General features: G+C 49.2%; 12 protein-coding genes and 4 tRNA genes. 3 read left to right on the top strand and 13 right to left on the bottom strand.

Annotated elements, in window-relative coordinates; translation table 11 throughout:
• Positions 1-132: 132 nt before the first annotated feature.
• From clpX to ACQUQM_RS05990, 7 genes are all read right to left on the bottom strand, one after another.
• On the bottom strand, positions 133-1428 hold the full coding sequence (gene clpX / locus ACQUQM_RS06020; RefSeq protein WP_432473580.1) for an ATP-dependent protease ATP-binding subunit ClpX: 1296 nt from the start codon (positions 1426-1428) through the stop codon (positions 133-135).
• Between the two features lie 157 nt (positions 1429-1585).
• Positions 1586-2206: an ATP-dependent Clp endopeptidase proteolytic subunit ClpP gene (gene clpP / locus ACQUQM_RS06015; protein WP_432473579.1), complete on the bottom strand. Its 621-nt coding sequence runs from the start codon at positions 2204-2206 to the stop codon at positions 1586-1588.
• A gap of 143 nt (positions 2207-2349) precedes the next feature.
• On the bottom strand, positions 2350-3687 hold the full coding sequence (tig, locus tag ACQUQM_RS06010) for a trigger factor (RefSeq protein ID WP_432473578.1): 1338 nt from the start codon (positions 3685-3687) through the stop codon (positions 2350-2352).
• A gap of 241 nt (positions 3688-3928) precedes the next feature.
• Positions 3929-4004, bottom strand: a tRNA-His gene (locus tag ACQUQM_RS06005).
• Between the two features lie 35 nt (positions 4005-4039).
• A tRNA-Leu gene (locus ACQUQM_RS06000) sits at positions 4040-4124 on the bottom strand.
• Positions 4125-4235: 111 nt separating this feature from the next.
• Positions 4236-4311: transfer RNA gene (locus tag ACQUQM_RS05995), tRNA-His, on the bottom strand.
• Positions 4312-4345: 34 nt separating this feature from the next.
• Positions 4346-4421: transfer RNA gene (locus tag ACQUQM_RS05990), tRNA-Arg, on the bottom strand.
• A gap of 394 nt (positions 4422-4815) precedes the next feature.
• Between ACQUQM_RS05990 and folD the strand changes: the two genes are divergently transcribed.
• Both folD and ACQUQM_RS05980 read left to right on the top strand, forming a co-directional pair.
• Positions 4816-5667 (top strand): bifunctional methylenetetrahydrofolate dehydrogenase/methenyltetrahydrofolate cyclohydrolase FolD, encoded by an 852-nt coding sequence (gene folD, locus ACQUQM_RS05985; RefSeq protein WP_432473577.1) that lies wholly within the window; start codon positions 4816-4818, stop codon positions 5665-5667.
• Positions 5668-5887: 220 nt separating this feature from the next.
• Entirely contained in the window at positions 5888-8023 is a 2136-nt protein-coding gene (locus ACQUQM_RS05980) for an FAD-dependent oxidoreductase (RefSeq protein ID WP_432473576.1), read from the top strand.
• A gap of 73 nt (positions 8024-8096) precedes the next feature.
• Here ACQUQM_RS05980 and ACQUQM_RS05975 read toward each other — a convergent pair whose 3' ends face one another.
• The 6 genes from ACQUQM_RS05975 to cysS all read right to left on the bottom strand — a co-directional run bounded on the left by ACQUQM_RS05975 (position 8097) and on the right by cysS (position 14203).
• Positions 8097-8495, bottom strand: coding sequence for a VOC family protein (locus ACQUQM_RS05975; RefSeq protein ID WP_432473575.1), 399 nt, complete (start codon positions 8493-8495; stop codon positions 8097-8099).
• An 87-nt stretch (positions 8496-8582) separates the two neighbouring features.
• Complete coding sequence (locus ACQUQM_RS05970; protein ID WP_432473574.1) at positions 8583-10361, bottom strand: ABC transporter transmembrane domain-containing protein; 1779 nt, start codon at positions 10359-10361, stop codon at positions 8583-8585.
• 59 nt (positions 10362-10420) lie between these two features.
• Positions 10421-11116: a hypothetical protein gene (locus ACQUQM_RS05965; RefSeq protein ID WP_432473573.1), complete on the bottom strand. Its 696-nt coding sequence runs from the start codon at positions 11114-11116 to the stop codon at positions 10421-10423.
• 20 nt (positions 11117-11136) lie between these two features.
• Entirely contained in the window at positions 11137-12048 is a 912-nt protein-coding gene (locus tag ACQUQM_RS05960; protein WP_432473572.1) for a radical SAM protein, read from the bottom strand.
• Positions 12049-12064: 16 nt separating this feature from the next.
• Positions 12065-12727: a TIGR04282 family arsenosugar biosynthesis glycosyltransferase gene (locus ACQUQM_RS05955; protein WP_432473571.1), complete on the bottom strand. Its 663-nt coding sequence runs from the start codon at positions 12725-12727 to the stop codon at positions 12065-12067.
• Between the two features lie 90 nt (positions 12728-12817).
• Positions 12818-14203 (bottom strand): cysteine--tRNA ligase, encoded by a 1386-nt coding sequence (cysS, locus tag ACQUQM_RS05950; protein ID WP_432473570.1) that lies wholly within the window; start codon positions 14201-14203, stop codon positions 12818-12820.
• Between the two features lie 472 nt (positions 14204-14675).
• On the opposite strand from cysS, the gene ftnA reads away from it, so the two are divergent.
• A complete protein-coding gene (gene ftnA, locus ACQUQM_RS05945) occupies positions 14676-15206 on the top strand; it encodes a non-heme ferritin (protein WP_432473569.1) in 531 nt (176 codons plus the stop codon).
• The last annotated feature ends 176 nt before the right edge of the window (positions 15207-15382 follow it).

The following is a 15382-nucleotide window of genomic DNA, read 5'->3' as shown; positions in this document are numbered from 1 at the left end:
CATAGCACTAGTGGTGCAGGGCTTTTTATTAACAAATACTGCGACTATCTGACCTGACCCAACAAAAAATCACAAAAAAACGCGCCCAGGGCGCGTTTTTAAAAACAGGTCATTGCCTGACCCGGTCATTTCTTAGTCTTCGGCAGCTGCTTTAGGCGCGTCGAGGTTCTCATACATCAGAATCGGTTCAGATTCCCCTGTAATAACACCCTCATCAATCACCACCTTGCTGACACCTTCCTGAGACGGCAGGCTGTACATAATATCCAGCAGGTTCTCTTCCAGAATTGAACGCAGACCCCGGGCTCCGGTTTTACGTTTCAACGCTTTCTTAGCTACGGCATGCAGCGCTTCCTCACGGAAATCCAGCTCAGCACCTTCCATACCAAACAAAGCAGTATACTGTTTGGTCAGGGAGTTCTTAGGCTCAGTCAGAATCTGAATCAATGCATCTTCATCCAGCTCGCCCAGTGTTGCAATCATCGGCAGACGACCAACAAACTCAGGAATCAGACCGTATTTAACCAGATCTTCCGATTCCAGTTCCTGCAAAACATCAGTCACCGTCTTGGCATCTTCTTTACTGCTCACCGCAGCACTGAAACCAATAGAGGACTTCTCACTGCGGTTCTTAATCACCTGATCAAGACCAGCAAAAGCACCACCACAGATAAACAGGATATTTGAAGTATCAACCTGCAGGAATTCCTGCTGAGGATGCTTACGGCCACCCTGCGGCGGCACGGATGCCACAGTGCCTTCGATCAGCTTCAGCAGCGCCTGCTGCACACCTTCACCGGAAACATCACGGGTGATAGATGGGTTATCAGACTTACGGGAGATCTTGTCGATCTCATCGATATACACGATACCCAGCTGAGCTTTCTCAACATCGTAGTCACATTTCTGCAGCAACTTCTGAATGATATTCTCAACATCTTCACCGACGTAACCCGCTTCAGTCAGCGTAGTCGCATCGGCAATAGTGAAAGGCACATTAAGCATACGCGCCAGAGTCTGGGCCAACAGAGTTTTACCACTACCGGTTGGACCGATCAGCAGAATGTTACTTTTACCCAGTTCAACACCGGTATCACCCGCGTTCTGTTGAAAACGCAGACGCTTGTAGTGGTTATAAACCGCAACAGAAAGCACCTTTTTGGCTCTTTCCTGACCTATAACGTACTCATCCAGGTTTACTTTAATTTCCGCAGGCGTCGGCAGATGATCACCATCTTCCTGTGTTTCCTCGGCTTCCTGAATCTCTTCTTTGATAATGTCGTTGCAAAGATCAACACACTCATCGCAAATAAATACAGAAGGACCAGCGATCAGCTTCTTAACTTCGTCCTGGCTTTTACCACAGAAAGAGCAATACAACAGCTTGCTGTCTTCGCCGCCTTCTTTACCGTTGATATCGTCGGACATTCAACTACCTCTGTTTCTCGCTATTCCTGCGCCGTAGCGCCGGTAGCAACTTACTTTTCCACCGCTAACCATAAATTATAGCGGATTAATCACAGCTAATAATGTGCCGTGCAATACTTAAAATTTCAAGAGCAATATATCTGCTCCTGACAACAGATCAGCGACTCGCCATTACCGCATCGATAAGGCTGTATTCAACCGCCTGCTCTGGAGACATAAAGTTATCACGATCAGTATCCCGTGAAATAGTCTCCATATCCTGACCGGTGTGGTCCGCCAGAATACGATTCAGTTTCTCACGGATAGTCAGAATTTCCTGAGTATGAATCTCGATATCGGTCGCCTGCCCCTGATAGCCACCTAATGGCTGGTGAATCATCATCCGGGAGTTAGGCAAACAATAACGCTTACCTGCAGCGCCACCAGCCAGTAACAGAGCACCCATGCTTGCAGCCTGACCAATACACATAGTACTGACATCCGGCTTAATGAACTGCATGGTGTCGTAAATGGACAGACCCGCCGTTACAGAACCACCTGGGGAATTGATATACAGGTGAATATCCTTATCCGGGTTTTCCGACTCAAGAAACAGCAACTGGGCGACCACCAGATTAGCCATATGATCTTCAACCTGGCCAACCATAAAAATCACCCGCTCTTTCAACAGACGGGAATATATGTCGTAAGAACGCTCGCCACGAGCAGTCTGTTCCACAACCATAGGAACCAGGCCGTTGCTGGTAATCACTGTTGGGCCGTTATAAAAATCCGACATTAAGGCTTTCTCCTAAATCCTTTAATCAATCCTTGGAGCAACTGCTTGAAACAAGTCTTTGCTACAAGTCCTGAAAAACAAAAACGGCGGCCGACCCAGGTCGACAGCCGTTCTTTTATAAACGCAAATCAAGCGGTTGGCAATTATGCCTCTTCGCTTTCTTCTGCTGGTGCTTCTGGAGCAGCCGGCTTAATTGCGTCTTCGTAGCTTACTTCTACTTCAGTTACCTTAGCGGCATCCAGCAGCAGGTCAAGTACCTGATCTTCCAGAACCATGTTCTGAATCTGACCCAGCATCTCCTGATTGCTGTAGTACCAGTCGATTACCTGCTGAGGCTCCTGGTATGTAGAAGCCAGATCTTCAACAGTCGTGCGAACACGGTCGTCATCAACCTTCAGCTCGTTAGCCTTAACAACTTCAGCAACCAGCAGACCTACTTTAACACGCTTCTCAGCCTGAGCTTCGAACATCTCTTTAGGCAGCATGTTAGGATCGATCTGCGCATCCGGACCACCGAACTGCTGAATCGCCTGCTTGCGCAGCTGATCAATTTCGCCATCGATCAGCGCTGCAGGTACGTCAATTGCGTTTACACCAACCAGCTCACCGAAAACAGACTCTTTCAGTTTAGCTTTCAGGGCCTGAGTCAGTTCACGTTCCATATTCTTGCGAACTTCAGCCTTGAAGCTGTCTACGTTATCTTCTTCGATACCGAACTTAGAGAAGAACTCTTCATTCAGTTCTGGCAGAACCTGTGCAGATACTGTGTTCACCTTAACGTTGAACTTAGCATCTTTACCTTTCAGGTTTTCTGCGTGGTACTCAGCAGGGAAAGTAACGTTTACTTCTTTCTCATCACCCGCTTTCGCGCCTTCCAGAGCTGTTTCGAAGCCAGGAATCATAGTACCTGAACCCAGTACCAGATCCATACCGGTAGCAGTACCACCGTCGAATGCCTCACCGTCGATGAAACCTTCGAAATCGATGTTCAGCTGATCGCCTTCAGCCGATGCACGAGCCGCTTCTTCATAAGCCGCTTGCTGCTTCTGCAGAGTTTCGATCATCTGATCCAGATCAGTATCTTTTACTTCAGCGGAGTTCTTTTCGATCTCAACGCTGGAGAAATCAGCCAGAGCGATCTCAGGATAAACTTCAAAGGTAGCAGTGTAGGAGAAATCCTCACCTTCTTTGTCGTTCTTGAATTCAACATTCGGGCCACCAGCCGGCGTCAGTTTTTCCTGCTGCACAGCTTCATAGAAGCTCTGCTGAATTACTTCACCGATAACTTCCTGACGGATGCCTTTGCCGTAGCGCTTCTTAACAACCTTAGTCGGGACTTTACCCGGACGGAAACCGTCAATACGAACGGTACGAGCAGTCTGCTGTACGCGCTTATCTACATCACTATCTACACGCTCAGCCGGTACAACAACTGTCATTTGACGCTCAAGACCAGTAGTCGCTTCTACGGATACCTGCATGGAATTCCTCACAAAATTATTTGTATCGTTACAAATCAGTCAATTACGACCTGTTGTTTGCTGACAAAAAACCCAACGTAACAACAAGTTCCAGAGTATCTAAAGGCGGGAATTTTCCGGGAACGCAGGGGATTAGTCAAGTGAAAAGCATTGCATTTAAACGCTTTACGTAACAATAGATTAAACAAACGGATTATTAGCAGAAATAAAGCAATACAAGGGGATTAAAGCAAAGGAGATTTGGGGTGGACGATGGGGCTTGAACCCACGACCGCCGGAATCACAATCCGGAGCTCTACCAACTGAGCTACGCCCACCACAGCGTTTTTCCGAGGAAAAAAGAAAGTATTAATGGTGCGAGTGGGGAGACTCGAACTCCCACACCGTAAGATACTGGTACCTAAAACCAGCGCGTCTACCAATTCCGCCACACTCGCATAATACTAATGACTTAACGGTGTCATGAACCGAGCGGGATTGTAGTGAATTGCCAAATCAAAATCCAGCATTTCTAACAATTTTCCGCGTCCGCAAAACGCGTTTTACATTGGGGTGGACGATGGGGCTTGAACCCACGACCGCCGGAATCACAATCCGGAGCTCTACCAACTGAGCTACGCCCACCATAATGTAAATTTCGAACAGTTGGACCAGTTACTGGCGCGCCCGGCAGGGGTCGAACCTGCAACCGCTCGCTTAGAAGGCGAGTGCTCTATCCATTGAGCTACGGGCGCCTAACTGCCCGATCTCAATTCAGTTTAGCTTCACACCGAAGTGCTCTGCATCCCCGTTTCAAGATGGGGCGCATGATATATATCGCTCGGTAGCCCGTCAACACCCTTTTTCAAATTTTTAATTAAATAAACCACTTAGACAACTAGCTTATATAGAAACAGCATAACAAAACCCGCATTATCAATCTGAATTACTGCCTGAAAGACTATCAAGGGAAAGCAACTCATAAAGCGACACAGCGGTCATTGACAACATAGACAACAAAACCTCCCCCGATCAGGATATATTTCCGTCTGTTTAAGCACGAACGCCGCATTTGCCCTTGGCCGAAAACGGCAACCATGAGACAATTCGCGCCATCAAAATTTACCCGCTGAGGATAAAAATCGTAAGATGACCGCTCAGATAATCGACGGCAAACAGATTGCCCGGAATGTTCGCCAACAGGTAGCAGCTGGAGTACAGGACCGCTTAGATGCCGGTAAACGAGCTCCCTGCCTGGCAGTAGTGCTGGTTGGCTTTGACGCCGCCTCCCAGGTATATGTAAGAAACAAGAAAAATGCCTGTAAAGAAGTGGGTATTGAGTCGGTATCCTACGACCTGCCGGCTGATACAACTCAGCTACAGCTACTTGATCTGGTTGATGAACTGAACGCCGACAGCAAGATTGATGGCATCCTGGTTCAGCTACCGCTCCCTGAGCACCTCGAAGCTAATGAGATCCTCGAGCGAATCCGCCCGGGAAAAGATGTCGACGGCTTCCACCCTTTCAATCTTGGCCGCCTGGCACAGCGCCTTCCCGCTCTGCGCCCTTGCACTCCTAAAGGCGTCATGACCTTACTGGAATCCACCGGTGAAGAGATACGCGGCAAAGACGCAGTCATCGTTGGCGCATCCAACATCGTCGGCCGCCCGATGACACTGGAACTTCTTCTTGCCGGCTGCACCACTACGACCACTCACCGCTTCACTAAAGACCTTGCCGGACACGTACAACGTGCCGATATCGTCGTCGTTGGTGTTGGTAAACCTGGATTAGTTAAAGGCGAATGGATCAAACCCGGCGCAATGGTTATCGATGTAGGCATCAACCGTCTTGACGATGGCCGCCTGGTCGGTGACGTTGATTACGATATTGCCTCGCAGCGTGCCGGCTGGATCACTCCGGTACCTGGCGGCGTAGGCCCCATGACCGTAGCCACCCTGATGGAAAACACCCTGGAAGCGGCTAACAACCACGACTAAGATCGTACCGCTTCTCTAAAAGGCCTTTTGCCCTCTACACACAAGAGGATCAAAAGGCCTTTTTTTATTGTCATTTGTAACATCTGCTTCCAACCATCACCCCACACAAGATACCCTAAGACCTTTAATTGAAACTAATTTTCCTGTTTTCAGGATGTTTTCATTTTGGCCCGGCACAATAGCACCAATTCAAAACAAGCCCGCATAAGGACTATTCGATATGAACTGGAAAAAAGGGATTTTAGTCCTGGTAATAGCACTCATCGTCACAGCATTCTTTGCTTTCGATCTGGGCAACTACCTGAACCTTGAGTATATAAAGACCCAGCAAGAATCATTACAGAACTGGGTCGATAACAACGCGTTACTATCAATAGCCGCATTTATGGCGATATATATCGCTGTAACAGCCCTTTCCCTGCCCGGCGCCGCAGTTATGACTTTGGTCGCCGGCGCTATATTTGGCCTGCTTACCGGCCTGATACTGGTCTCTTTTGCCAGCACCATCGGTGCAACATTGGCGTTTCTTATCGCCCGTTATCTGTTACGCGAGCCACTGACCAACAAATTTTCCAGCTATATCGAGCCTATGAACCGGGGCATCGAAAAAGATGGTATCTCCTATCTGTTCACCCTGCGCCTGGTCCCACTATTCCCTTTCTTTGTAATCAATGCGGTGATGGGCCTGACCCGAATGAAAGGCAAAACTTTCTATTGGGTCAGTCAACTGGGAATGTTACCCGGCACAGCAGTATTTGTTAACGCCGGCACTCAACTGGCAGCCATAGACAAACCCGGTGACATTCTGTCCCCCGCACTGATTTTTTCATTCTGCCTGCTCGGTATATTCCCCTGGATCGCAAAACTCATCGTCTCTACTGTACAGAACCGCAAGAAATATAAGGCTTATACTAAGCCTGCAAAGTTTGACACCAACATGGTGGTTATAGGCGCTGGTGCCGGAGGTCTGGTCACTTCATATATCGCCGCTGCCACCAAAGCCAAAGTAACCCTCATTGAGCGCCACCGTATGGGCGGTGATTGCCTGAACACCGGCTGCGTACCGTCAAAGGCACTGATTCGAACTACTCATTTCCTTGCAGACGTACGGGATGCCCAGGACCTGGGGGTACGCAAGGCCGAAGTTGAATTTGAATTTGCCGAGGTTATGGAGCGCATCCAGCGGGTCATCAAAACTATCGAGCCCCACGATTCCATTGAGCGCTATGAATCTCTGGGGGTTGACTGCGTCACCGGCGATGCCTATATACGCTCACCATGGGAAGTTGAAGTAAACGGCAAAATCATCACCACCCGCAATATCGTTATCGCCACAGGTGCCCGGCCAACCCTGCTGGATATTCCCGGCATAAATGACGTTCAACCACTAACCTCAGACACCATATGGGATCTGCGTCAACGCCCTGACCGTTTGCTGGTCGTTGGTTCCGGCGCCATTGGCTGCGAACTTGGCCAATGTTTTGCCCGCCTCGGTTGCGAGGTCAGCATGGTATTCCGCGGCAATCATGTGCTGACCCGGGAAGACCAGGAAGCCGCTGTAGTGGTTGAAGAGCGACTGCGCCAGGATGGCGTTAACATCTGCTCCGGCCACACCCCTGTTCGCTTTGAGACCACAGAAGACGGTTACGCGTTGATTTGCCGCCATAACGACCAGGAAAAACGCATTCCGTTTGATAAGGTACTGATGGCGACTGGCCGCACAGCTAATATTACCGGCTTTGGCCTGGAACAACTGGGTATCACCCGCAACGATAAAGGCACCATCGATGTCGACGAGTACCTGCGCACCTCAATACCTAATATCCTGGCCTGCGGCGATGTTATCGGCCCTTACCTATTCACCCACGCTGCCGCGCATCAGGCCTGGTTTGCATCGGTCAACGCCCTGTTTGGTCAATTTAAAAAGTTTAAGGTGGATTACTCGCTAATCCCATTCACTACCTATACCAGCCCGGAAGTAGCCCGTATCGGCCTGAATGAGAAACAGGCAATCGATAAAGGTATTAAGTACGAAGCGGTACGTTACGATCTTGCTGAACTCGACCGCGCTATTACTGACGAAGCCGCCTACGGCTTTGTCAAAGTACTACTCAAGCCTGGCAGCGATAAGATTATCGGAGTTACCCTGGTTGGCGAACACGCGGCTGAAATGCTGCCGGAATTTGCCCTGGCCATGAAACACAAGCTTGGCCTTAATAAGATTCTGGGCACAACACACGCCTATCCGACCCTGAACGAAGCCAATCGCTTTGTCGCCGGCGAGTGGAAAAAACGCCATGCACCGCAGAAGATTCTGCGGTGGGTTGAACGTTTCCACAGCTGGAAGCGAGGCTGAATAGCCACCAGCAAAGAACCACAATAAAAAAACCGCCTTATGGCGGTTTTTTTATAATTGAAAGATAGCTTATTCAGGGGGCTGGCAGATGAAACTCAATTACATTGGCATCCGGGTCCCTGATAAATATAAATGAAGCGCCTTGCGGTGTAGTGATCGGCCCTTCGGTAATCGGCATACTCAACTTTTCCAGCTCGAGCTGCACTGCCTCCAGGTCATTTATTTCGAGTGCTATGTGGGTAAAACCGGTATGCTTTTCAGGAATATCCATCAACATGTTCAGTGTTGAGCTCTCAGAACCGTTAAGAATGAAATTGATATTGACGCCAGAAGGATGCTCCATCACTGCAACCGGCTCAGGACCAACCGGCCCGACGAGAAAAACAAAGCCCAGTTTTTCATAAAACGCCCGGCTGACACTCAGGCTTTTGACTCGCAAGCCAACATGATTGATTCCCGTAATCTGCTGCATAATAAGCCTCTACGACAAAATAACAGAGTACAGTATAACGGCTGTTCTTAATTCCGCCTGAAACGAACCAGACTTAATAGCAAGGTATCAGGGTGCAGAATCCAGAGTTTTGGAGTCACTCTTGAACTGCAGCCTGGCCAACCGGGAGTACAGATCAGAACTTTGCAGTAACTCATCATGACTTCCCATTCCAACCATCCTGCCCTGATCAAGCACAACGATCTGATCAGCATGCAGAATAGTCGAAAGCCGGTGCGCAATAATCACGGTAGTACGGCCTTTCATCAGCGTATCCAGTGCCAGTTGCACCTTGTGCTCACTCTCGGTATCCAGTGCGCTGGTTGCCTCATCCAACAGTAATATTCGCGGATCATTCAAAATCGCCCGGGCAATAGCGATGCGCTGTTTTTGACCACCGGAAAGTCGAACCCCCTGCTCGCCAAGATCGCTATCATAGCCATCGGGCAGGCGTTCAATAAATTCATGGGCGTAGGCGGCTTTCGCTGCCGCGATCACCTGCTCTTCAGAAGCATCGGATCTGCCGTAGCGGATATTGTCGATCACATTAGCGGTAAACAGCGCCGGCTGTTGCGACACCAACGCCATCTGCTGTCGCAGCTCACGCGGATCGAAATCACGCAAATCTACAGCATCAAAACAAACCCGCCCTTTTGCCGGATCATAAAAACGCAGCAATAGCTCAAACACCGTTGATTTACCTGCTCCAGACGGCCCGACCAGCGCGGTTATAGACCCTTGATTAAGAGTAAGAGAGAGCTCTTCAATTGCGGCCTGATCGGGTCGCGAAGGGTAATTAAAGGTAACCCTATCGAAAGACAGTTCAGCTTTCAGGGATGCAGCTTCTGCAACTTGTTTTACACGCTCAGTATCTGGCGCTCTGATTTCGCTACCGGCATGCAGCAACTCCATCAACCGCTCGGTGGCACCTACCGCCCGCTGCAACTCACCATACACCTCGGACATCGTGCCAACCCCCATTGCCACGATCAGCGCATAAAACACGAACGCACCAAGCTCACCCGCAGACATCACTCCGGTAATAACGTCATAGCCACCAATCCAGAGCATCCCGGACAGCGCACCGAACACCAGTAAAATAACCATGGCCATCAACATAGCCCGCTGCCGAATACGATGCTGCGCAACCTTAAATGCCCGATCAACTTCCACCCCGAAGGCACCACTCTCATGCTCTTCCTGGGTATAGCTTTGGACCGTTTTAATCTGCTGAATTACCTCACCGGCATAACTACCAACATCAGCAATACTATCCTGACTCTTACGGGCCAGCGCTCGTACCCTGCGACCAAAAATAAGAATCGGCAACAGAATCAGCGGCACCCCGGCGACAATGATCAGTGAAAGTTTGATGTTCGTGACAAACAACATGATCAGTGCACCAGAAGTGGTAACCATGCTACGCAGCGCCATAGAGAATGAACTGCCGATAATCGACTGTAACAGCGTGGTATCGGTGGTCAGGCGCGACATTATCTCGCCGCTACGATTAGTTTCAAAGTAACTTGGATGCAGACCGATCACATTATCAAACACAGCCTGACGGATATCGGCTGTGACCCGTTCCCCGAGCCAGGACACCAGGTAAAAACGGATAAACGTACCACAGGCCATTAAAATCGCCATCGCCACAAGCATCACAATTGCCTGATTCAGCTGCGAAACAGACCCTGCGACAAAACCGTTATCAATCACCAGACGAACACCCTGACCTATTGCCAGCGTAATGCCCGCGGTAAACAACAGCGCAATCATCGCCCCGATCCAGTATCTGCGGTATGGCAGCATGAACCGCAGCAGTTGCGTCAGGGTCGATAATTTATTCATTGATGATATTCCGTGTAACACAGCCTTCAGAGGCTATGGCGGCTGATTCAGAGACCGAATTATGACAACTTGCTTTTTAACAACAGCCAAAGCTGCGGCAGCGCCTGCTTAATCCAATATAGCTGATACCTTAAGGTGAGCCGACCCCAACCGGTTACCGAATATTTGCGGGCACTGGTGGTCAGCACTGACCCGGTATTCGCCAACCTGACACCTTTTAGATGGGCGCGCCAGACAAACAGATGATCTTCACCATAGGCAGCATCGACAGGGTAGCCGCCCAACAAGTGAAACTGATTACGGGAGATACAAAAGCCCTGATCGCCGAATGGCAAACCCAACCAGCGGGAACGCAGGTTGGCCCCCAGACTGTTAAGCCACATCGGCCCACCACCATCCGCTTCAAATCTCAGACTAAAGTAATGCAGACGATCAGGATAGCGCTTCAGACCCTGATTAAGCACCTGCCAATGATTATTAGCAACCTGACTATCAAGATGGAGAAACCAGATAAAACCAGCCTCCACCAGTTGAGCACCGGCATTAAGCTGGATTGCACGACCAGACTCTACAGTTAGCGTCACAATCCGACTATTAACCGGCAACTGCTGCCTCAGATGCTCAGATTGCGGGCAGAAAACAAAGATAATCTGTCGTGCCTGCTCAAGATACTGCAGCCGCGTCAACATCGATCTCAGATCGGACTCACCCGGGCCAACAGGGATTACAACGAATATTTCAAGTTCATTTGGCATAAGTATCAGTCACTGGCAGATCAGGTTTCACTGCAACTGGAACCATACTTAAAGCAGGAAAAACACCGGTGATGCTTCATACTGATCTGCTGCTCAAGTGCCTGACCAAGATCATCGCCCAGATCGTATTCCGGGTCGTCATCCACCAACGTACAGGCATAAACCCGCATCCGACCTTTCTGCTTCACCACCATCTTGCTGAAGGCGCACATAAAACTGCGTCGACTTTCTTCAGTGTGAAACTGAGTCATACAGTTAGTACTGATATCGGGGCCCGAGCCGTCACTATTAGGCGGCAGGAAATCAGGAAATGCGACAAAATGGGTATCTTCCGGAATCCCCCTGTTAGCAAGCTCATCCCGATATTGCTGCTCTATCACGGCGGTATTCTCACCATCCGCCATATGGCGCGCCAGCGACACATGAAAGCCACGGTCATGCAGCGCTTTCATTCCGGTCAGGGCACTCTCGAACATCCCTTCACCTCGCCCGGCATCGTGCACCTCTTCAATCGGAGAATCGACACTGACACGAAAACTCACCGGAAACTTACTGCCTTTCAGCTCATCAAGCTGATGCAGGCGCTTCTGCAACGCGTCAGTACCATTAGTAAGCACCAGACAAGGCGCATACTGCGAGGCCAGTTTAAGGATTTTAATCAGGTCTTTAGCAAGAAACGGTTCGCCACCGGTAAAGGAGAACTGCTGAACGCCCAACTCAATCGCGCTATGGATGTAAGGCGTGACATCGTCCAGCTTTACAAGCTCCAGACGCTTGTCACCGGGCCCGGAACCTTCAAGACAAAAATCACAGCTCAGGTTACAAGCGGTACCCGTATGAAACCACAACTCTTTCAAAATATGGGGCCTTATATAGCCCCGGTCTGATCCGTCGGATGTTGAATACCAATCACGACTTCGAATCAGTTCCATATAAACCCCTTAAAATTCAATCCAGTAGACTTTCTATTCTTTGTAACAGTTGCTGTCGGGCCGGTCTAGTATCATTTTTAAGAGACACCTTCAGGCGTTCCAGATCAGCTGCGGTATCAACATCGTAACAAGCTGAACTGAAAGCAACCTGAAAGCCAGCAGACTGGCAACTTGCCACCAACTCAGTTCCGAGTTGCGGCGTACTCCAGGGAAGACCAGACAGTTCAGGCCATGGCTGATTACACCCCATCGCTGTTACACCACCATCCGCGGCAGGACTGAACAGCATATCCGCCTCACTAAACAGATTTATAAGCTCTTTATAATGTGAGACCGTATGTTCTGGTGCATCGGTGCCGATAAAGAGCAGACTACTATCACCCTGCTGGCGAAGATCCTGGTCAATAAAGCTCAGCTTTACACCAAGATTCCCTTCGCACTGTGGAACAACCCTATGCTCTCTTTGCAACAAGCTTTCTGCCCAGAGCTTGTCGCCAACACTTGCCGGAGACAATACTACATTTCCTGGCCAGACCTCTGCATCTTCCAATGCACACTTTAGTAGTGCCGTTGCTATTTCAAATGCAGCCGCCTTTCCCATGGTCGCAGCTATACGCTGCTTTCCCTGACCAGGCAAAGGACGCTTACAAAATATGACCAGAGTTGGCAGTTGATTCATTCTCAGATCCTAAGCATAAAAAAGGCAGCTGGTTAAGCTGCCTTTGAAAAGTATGAGTACACAGGTTTAAATGCTCTCAGCAGTTACCGGTTAACCTTCACGAAACCAGGTCGTCCCTTCGCGACTATCCTTCAGGATAATCCCCTGTGCCGCCAGATCGTCACGAATCTTATCAGAGGTAGCAAAGTCCTTCGCCTTCTTGGCATCCGCACGCTGCTGAATAAAGGCTTCGATCTGCTGCGGCGTAATTTCACCCTCTTTGCTCTCGCCTTGCAGGAACGCTGCAGGATCATTTTGCAACAGACCCAGAACTCCCGCCAGCTGTTTCAGCTGAGCCGCCAGAGCAGGAGCACTAGCAGAACCATCCCGGGAAGCGGTATTTAATTCGTTAACCAGCTCGAACAGCACCGCCATCGCTTTCGGCGTACTGAAGTCATCATCCATCGCGGCATAAAAACGGGCTTCATAATCGTTATCCAGCTCGCCAGCAACCGCCTCAACTTCGTTAAGTGCCTGATAAAAACGTTCAAGTGCGCTACGCGCTTCTTTCAGACTGCTCTCGGAATAGTCGATATAGCTACGGTAGTGAACCGAAGAGAGGAAATAGCGAACCACTTCAGCATCGTATTTTTCCAGTACATCACGGATAGTGAAGAAGTTACCCAGGGATTTGGACATCTTCTCCGAATTGACCCGTACCGCACCGGCATGCATCCAGGTGTGTACAAACTTAGCGTCATTCGCCGCTTCAGACTGAGCGATCTCATTCTCATGGTGTGGGAACGGCAGATCCGGACCACCACCGTGGATATCAAAGGTATCACCCAGACAGCACTTGGACATCGCAGAACATTCAATATGCCACCCCGGACGACCAGCACCCCATGGCGAATCCCAGCTTACCTCACCCTCTTTAGCGGATTTCCATAGAACAAAATCCAGCGGGCTCTCTTTAACATCGCTCACTTCAACCCGGGCCCCGGAACGAAGCTCATCGACATTTTTATTGGTCAGCTGACCGTAGGTAGCAAACTTCTCCACCCGATAATACACATCACCGTTACTGGCTGCGTAAGCAAAGCCTTTGTCGATCAGCACCTGCACCATGTCGATAATTTCCGGCATATGGGCGGTCGCTTTTGGCTCCTGGTCAGGACGCAGCACACTGAGTTTATCTTCATCCTCATGCATCGCATCAACCATCCGCTCAGTCAGCTGATCCGGACGTTCACCGTTTTCCGCTGCACGGCGGATAATCTTATCGTCAACATCGGTGATATTACGGATATAAGTAACATCCCAGCCACGGGCACGCAGATATCGGGTGATTACGTCAAACGTAACCATTACCCGGGCGTGGCCGATATGACAGAAGTCATACACGGTCATACCACATACGTACATTTTGATCTTGCCCTCTTGCATCGGTACGAAGGGGGCTTTCTCTTTGGTCAGGGTGTTATAGATCTGCAGCATCACAATTCGCTTATGGCTTAAACATCGATAAAGTAAAGCCGCGTATTATAAAGGATTTCAGTCGGTTAGTGACGAAAATTTATGTCCATTTTAAATTGCGTTTTTGTCCCTCACAATTTCCGCCAGGAACACAGCAATTGACCTCAATCATAATTGCTAATCATTATCATTTACAATATTTGAAAGATCGTTTATAAATTGCCACTCAACTTTACCCGGTCGCCCGCAAATAGAAGAACTGGTGAATTGCAGGAGCACGACAGATGACAACCACACTCAAGGCCAAAAGCCTGTGCAAGCTGAAAAAAGAAATAATAAGCCAGCATATCAACGAATTAGCTGAAATTACCCGCAATAGTCAGTATATTTGCAGCAAGTGTGCGCGATCCTCTGAGAGCAAGAAATGGCTCTGCAAGCCAACCGCCATCTGAACACCCAACTTATTTTTGCCCAAAGCAGGCCGGAGTAATAAATGCTTAGCAATTCCATGCTGGAAAGACTGAACTGTCAGATCAACCTCGAATTTTTCTCTTCAAATATGTACCTGCAAATGAGCGCCTGGGCTGAATCCAAAGGATTCGAGGGCTGTGCCAGGTTTCTCTCTCTGCACGCAGATGAAGAGATGCAACACATGAAACGTCTTTTCACCTACGTAAATGAAACCGGCGGTATGGCCCGCATCGGTGCAATTGAGGCACCGATTGAAGAGTTTGCTTCCATCAAAGACCTGTTTGATAAAGTCTATGAGCATGAATGCCTGATCACGCGAGAGATTAATGCGCTTGCCCATGCCGCGTTCACCAATCAGGACTACTCTACCTTCAACTTCCTGCAATGGTATGTTGCCGAACAGCACGAAGAGGAAAAACTCTTTAAAGGCATTCTCGATAAAATTGAAATCATTGGTGAAGACGGCAAAGGACTGTTCTTTATCGATAAAGAGATTGGCCAGTTAGCCAACGGCGAAAGCATCAGCATTCTGGATAACGGTCCTGAAGCTTAAACCGCGAAACTTCTTTACTTAAGCGGCCATTGTTGGCCGCTTTTTTTGCCTCTTACTGACAGGTCAGCTACCCGACTGCACTAAATAAACCATCCGAATATAAACCATCCGATTTATATCTACGCCTGACAAACAACCACTCACCTGACACAAAGCGATACATTTATTGACACCGG

Source organism: Amphritea sp. HPY, from assembly GCF_050870985.1.
Lineage (GTDB): Bacteria > Pseudomonadota > Gammaproteobacteria > Pseudomonadales > Balneatricaceae > Amphritea.
Note: the sequence above shows the minus strand (reverse complement) of the source record. Positions and strands in the feature narration are given on the sequence as shown.

What these genes read in the sequence shown, in the direction of transcription:
- clpX (WP_432473580.1), bottom strand. Translation starts at nt 1,428, where the DNA reads ATGTCCGACGATATCAACGGTAAAGAAGGCGGCGAAGACAGCAAGCTG.
- clpP (WP_432473579.1), bottom strand. Translation starts at nt 2,206, where the DNA reads ATGTCGGATTTTTATAACGGCCCAACAGTGATTACCAGCAACGGCCTG.
- tig (WP_432473578.1), bottom strand. Translation starts at nt 3,687, where the DNA reads ATGCAGGTATCCGTAGAAGCGACTACTGGTCTTGAGCGTCAAATGACA.
- folD (WP_432473577.1), top strand. Translation starts at nt 4,816, where the DNA reads ATGACCGCTCAGATAATCGACGGCAAACAGATTGCCCGGAATGTTCGC.
- ACQUQM_RS05980 (WP_432473576.1), top strand. Translation starts at nt 5,888, where the DNA reads ATGAACTGGAAAAAAGGGATTTTAGTCCTGGTAATAGCACTCATCGTC.
- ACQUQM_RS05975 (WP_432473575.1), bottom strand. Translation starts at nt 8,495, where the DNA reads ATGCAGCAGATTACGGGAATCAATCATGTTGGCTTGCGAGTCAAAAGC.
- ACQUQM_RS05970 (WP_432473574.1), bottom strand. Translation starts at nt 10,361, where the DNA reads ATGAATAAATTATCGACCCTGACGCAACTGCTGCGGTTCATGCTGCCA.
- ACQUQM_RS05965 (WP_432473573.1), bottom strand. Translation starts at nt 11,116, where the DNA reads ATGCCAAATGAACTTGAAATATTCGTTGTAATCCCTGTTGGCCCGGGT.
- ACQUQM_RS05960 (WP_432473572.1), bottom strand. Translation starts at nt 12,048, where the DNA reads ATGGAACTGATTCGAAGTCGTGATTGGTATTCAACATCCGACGGATCA.
- ACQUQM_RS05955 (WP_432473571.1), bottom strand. Translation starts at nt 12,727, where the DNA reads ATGAATCAACTGCCAACTCTGGTCATATTTTGTAAGCGTCCTTTGCCT.
- cysS (WP_432473570.1), bottom strand. Translation starts at nt 14,203, where the DNA reads ATGCTGCAGATCTATAACACCCTGACCAAAGAGAAAGCCCCCTTCGTA.
- ftnA (WP_432473569.1), top strand. Translation starts at nt 14,676, where the DNA reads ATGCTTAGCAATTCCATGCTGGAAAGACTGAACTGTCAGATCAACCTC.